The following is a 3,536-nucleotide window of genomic DNA, read 5'->3' on the forward strand; positions in this document are numbered from 1 at the left end:
GTGTGGGGTGGGGCGAGGCGCGGGTGGGGCGAGGTGCGGGTGGGGCAGGGTGCGGGTGGAGCGGGGTGCGGGGTGGTTGCCCGCGCTGTCACGGCGGTTACTTCGGGTCGCCGTTGAACTTCGAGGTGGACCAGAAGTAGCCGAGCACCGCGAGACCGACGCACCAGGCCACGGCGAGCCATCCGTTGTGGCCGATCTCGGTGCCGAGGAGCAGCCCGCGCAGGGTCTCGATGGCCGGGGTGAACGGCTGGTACTCGGCGATCGGCTGGAACCAGCCCGGCATGGAGTGCAGCGGCACGAAGGTGCTGGAGATCAGCGGGAGGAAGATCAGCGGCATCGCGTTGTTGCTGGCGGCCTCGGCGTTCGGGCTGACCAGGCCCATCCCGACGGCGATCCAGGTGAGGGCCAGGGCGAACAGCGTGACCAGCCCGAAGGCGGCGAGCCACTCCAGGACGGTGGCGTCGGTGGAGCGGAAGCCGATGGCCACGCCGACGGCGCCGACGAGGACCACGCTCATCAGGCACTGCGCGACACTGCCGATGACGTGCCCGACCAGCACCGACGCGCGGTGGATCGCCATCGTGCGGAAGCGGGCGATGATGCCCTCGGTCATGTCGTTGGAGACGGACACCGCGGTGCCGATGGTCGTGGATCCGACCGTCATCAGCAGCAGGCCGGGCAGCAGGTAGGCGATGTAGTCGGAGCGGTCGGCGCCGCCGCCGAGGCCGGCGCTCATCGCGTCTCCGAAGATGTAGACGAAGAGCAGCAACAGCATGACCGGGGTGAGCAGCAGGTTCAGCGTCATCGACGGGTAGCGCCTGGCGTGCAGCAGGTTGCGGCGCAGCATGGTCGTCGAGTCGCGGACGGCGAGGGAGAGGGAGCTCATCGCAGGGCCTCCTTGGCCTGGGCGGGGATGTCGGTGCCGCCGGTGAGGGCGAAGAACACGTCGTCGAGGTCGGGGGTGTGCACGGTCAGTTCGTCGGCCTCGATGCCGGCGGCGTCCAGCCGGTCGAGGACGGAGCGCAGGTCGCGCTGGGAGCCGTCGCTGGGGATCCGCAGGGTCAGGGCGTCGTCGTCGGCGGTGCCCCCGCGCGAGCGGAGGGGCGCGTCGGGGAGGGTGCCCTGGACGAGCGCGGCGGCGGCCGACCGGTAGAGGGCCGGGTCGGAGAAGCGGAGCCGGACGTGGCCGCCGGGGATCAGTCGCTTGAGTTCCTCGGCGGTGCCCTCGGCGGCGATCCGGCCGTCGTGGAGCACGGCGATCCGGTCGGCGAGTTCGTCGGCCTCCTCCAGGTACTGGGTGGTGAGGAAGACGGTGACGCCGCCTGTGACCAGCTCGCGGATGATCTGCCACATGGTGTGGCGGGAGCGGGGGTCGAGGCCGGTGGTCGGCTCGTCGAGGAAGATGACGCGCGGGCCCCCGACCAGCGTCATCGCGATGTCGAGGCGGCGCTTCATGCCGCCGGAGTAGGTGGAGGCGGGCTTCTTCGCCGCCTCCGTGAGGTCGAAGCGCTCCAGCAGTTCGGCGGCGACCCGTCGTCCCTCTCTCCTCGGCAGGTGGTGCAGGTCCGCCATGAGGAGCATGTTCTCCTCGCCGGTGATGAGCCCGTCGACGGCGGAGAACTGCCCGGTGACCCCGATCTCGGCGCGGACGGCCTGCGGGTCGGTGGCCGGGTCGTGGCCCGCGACCCTGATCCGGCCGCTGTCGGCGGTGATGAGGGTGGACAGGATCTTGACGGCGGTGGTCTTGCCGGCCCCGTTCGGGCCGAGCAGGGAGAAGATCGTTCCCTCGGGGACGGTGAGGTCTACGCCGTCGAGCACGACCTTGTCGCCGTAGGACTTGCGCAGCCCGTGCGCCGCGATGGCCGGGGTGGTCATGGTGGATGTGCTCCTTCGGAGGGCCGGGAGGGTCAGAGGCTGCGGGCGGTGATGTCGCCGCAGGAGGTGGTGGCGCGGATGTCGAGCGCGGTGGTGCCGTCGTTCTTGAGGGCGTTGCTGACGCGGCCGTAGGAGGTGCCGGCGTCCAGGGCGGCCGAGACGCCGGGGGCGGCGGCGACCGCGATGTCACCGGACTCGGTGCGGAGCACGACCGTGCCGCCGACCGCCTCGTCGATACGGATGTCGCCCTGCCGGGTGCTGATCTCCGCGGGTCCGCCGAGACGGCCGACCGCGATGTCACCGGCCAGGACGGCCAGGCGGGCACGGCCGGTCTCGTCGAGCTTGACCCGGCCGAGGGCGCCGTCGACGGCGACGTCCCCGAGCCGTCCGACGCCCCGGAACTCGACGCCGGCCGAGGTGGCCTCGACGTGCGAGCCGGCGGGCAGCTGCACGGTCACCTCGACGGAGCCGGCGGGGCCCACGAGGCGGTTCTTGACCGGCGCCTTCGCGGTGATCCGCAGGGTGCCGTCGGCGTACTCGACGGTGGTCAGGTCGGCGAGCTGCACGTCGCGGTCCTTGGAGGGGTCCACGGGCCGGACCTCGACGACGGTGTCGGCCCGGTCGGCGGCGATGACCTGCACCCGCCCGGCCTGGATGTCGAGGACGGCGGCGACCGGGGCGGGGGTGGCGAACTTCTGCATTGTTCTCTCCTCTGGTGGGTCGTTTCCGGCGGGTCGTGATTCTGACGGGCCGTTGTTTCCGACGAGAGAAAAGCTACGTTGCATTCATATCTGCGGCAACTAGTTCGTTGCATAATAATGGCATTCTCGCAGGTAGAAGCAGAGAAATCATTGCAATGAATCTGAACTTAACGCAACAACCGGCCACCGAAGCGTTGCAATGGAATGGAGGTGAACGCTATGGTGGGTCCACACGCGCACCTCGAAGGAGACCCCCATGCCGGGAGGCAGGCTCACTCAGCCCGAACGTCAGCAGATCGCCCTGGGGCTGGCCGACGGTCTCGCCTACGCCGAGATCGCGCGACGCCTCGACCGCCCCACCTCGACCATCACCCGCGAGGTCATGCGCAACGGCGGGCCCACCGGCTACCGCGCCGACCTGGCCCATCGCGCCACCGAACGCCGTGCGCAACGGCGCAGGCAGGCCGCGCCACGGGGGCCCGCGGCGGCCACGGCGGCGTACGGCCGGGACACCGAGGCCGTGCGGGAGTTCGAGGAGTCGTTCGCCACCGTGATGATGGCCTCGGGCATGCCGAAGATGATGGCGCGGGTCATGGCCTGCCTCACGCTCACCGACTCGGGCAGCCTCACCGCGTCCGACCTGGTCCAGCGCCTCCAGGTCAGCCCGGCGTCCGTCTCCAAGGCGATCACCTACCTGGAAGGCCAGGCGTTCGTCCGCCGGGAGCGCGACGAACGCCGCCGCGAGCGCTATGTCGTCGACGACGACATCTGGTACCAGTCGATGCTGGCCAGCGCCCGGGCCCTCAACCAGGTCATCGAGATCGCCCGGCAGGGCGTCGGCGTCCTCGGCCGCGAGACCCCGGCCGCGGCCCGCCTGGAGAACGTCGCCCGCTTCCTCGACTTCGTCAGCGAGAGCACGATCCGCGCGGCGGAGCAGGCCCGCGCGGATCGTGCTCTCGC

At 70.8% G+C, this 3,536-nt stretch carries 4 protein-coding genes; 1 reads left to right on the top strand and 3 read right to left on the bottom strand.

What is annotated here, in order from left to right; translation table 11 throughout:
- Positions 1-97: 97 nt before the first annotated feature.
- From AOK15_RS35760 to AOK15_RS35770, 3 genes are read right to left on the bottom strand one after another with little or no spacing between them, the layout of a single operon-like run.
- Positions 98-886, bottom strand: coding sequence for an ABC transporter permease (locus tag AOK15_RS35760; RefSeq protein ID WP_055522576.1), 789 nt, complete (start codon positions 884-886; stop codon positions 98-100).
- Positions 883-1,875 (bottom strand): ATP-binding cassette domain-containing protein, encoded by a 993-nt coding sequence (locus AOK15_RS35765; RefSeq protein WP_055522578.1) that lies wholly within the window; start codon positions 1,873-1,875, stop codon positions 883-885. Before AOK15_RS35765 ends, AOK15_RS35760 begins: the two co-directional genes overlap by 4 nt.
- Before the next feature lie 32 nt (positions 1,876-1,907).
- The gene (locus tag AOK15_RS35770; protein WP_055522580.1) at positions 1,908-2,576 is read right to left on the bottom strand and encodes a DUF4097 family beta strand repeat-containing protein; all 669 of its coding nucleotides are present in this window, start codon (positions 2,574-2,576) and stop codon (positions 1,908-1,910) included.
- Positions 2,577-2,832: 256 nt separating this feature from the next.
- On the opposite strand from AOK15_RS35770, the gene AOK15_RS35775 reads away from it, so the two are divergent.
- On the top strand, positions 2,833-3,536 hold a 704-nt coding region (locus AOK15_RS35775; protein WP_055522583.1), incomplete at its 3' end, for a GbsR/MarR family transcriptional regulator.

Source organism: Streptomyces ossamyceticus, from assembly GCF_001418475.1.
Taxonomy (GTDB): Bacteria; Actinomycetota; Actinomycetes; order Streptomycetales; family Streptomycetaceae; genus Streptomyces; species Streptomyces ossamyceticus.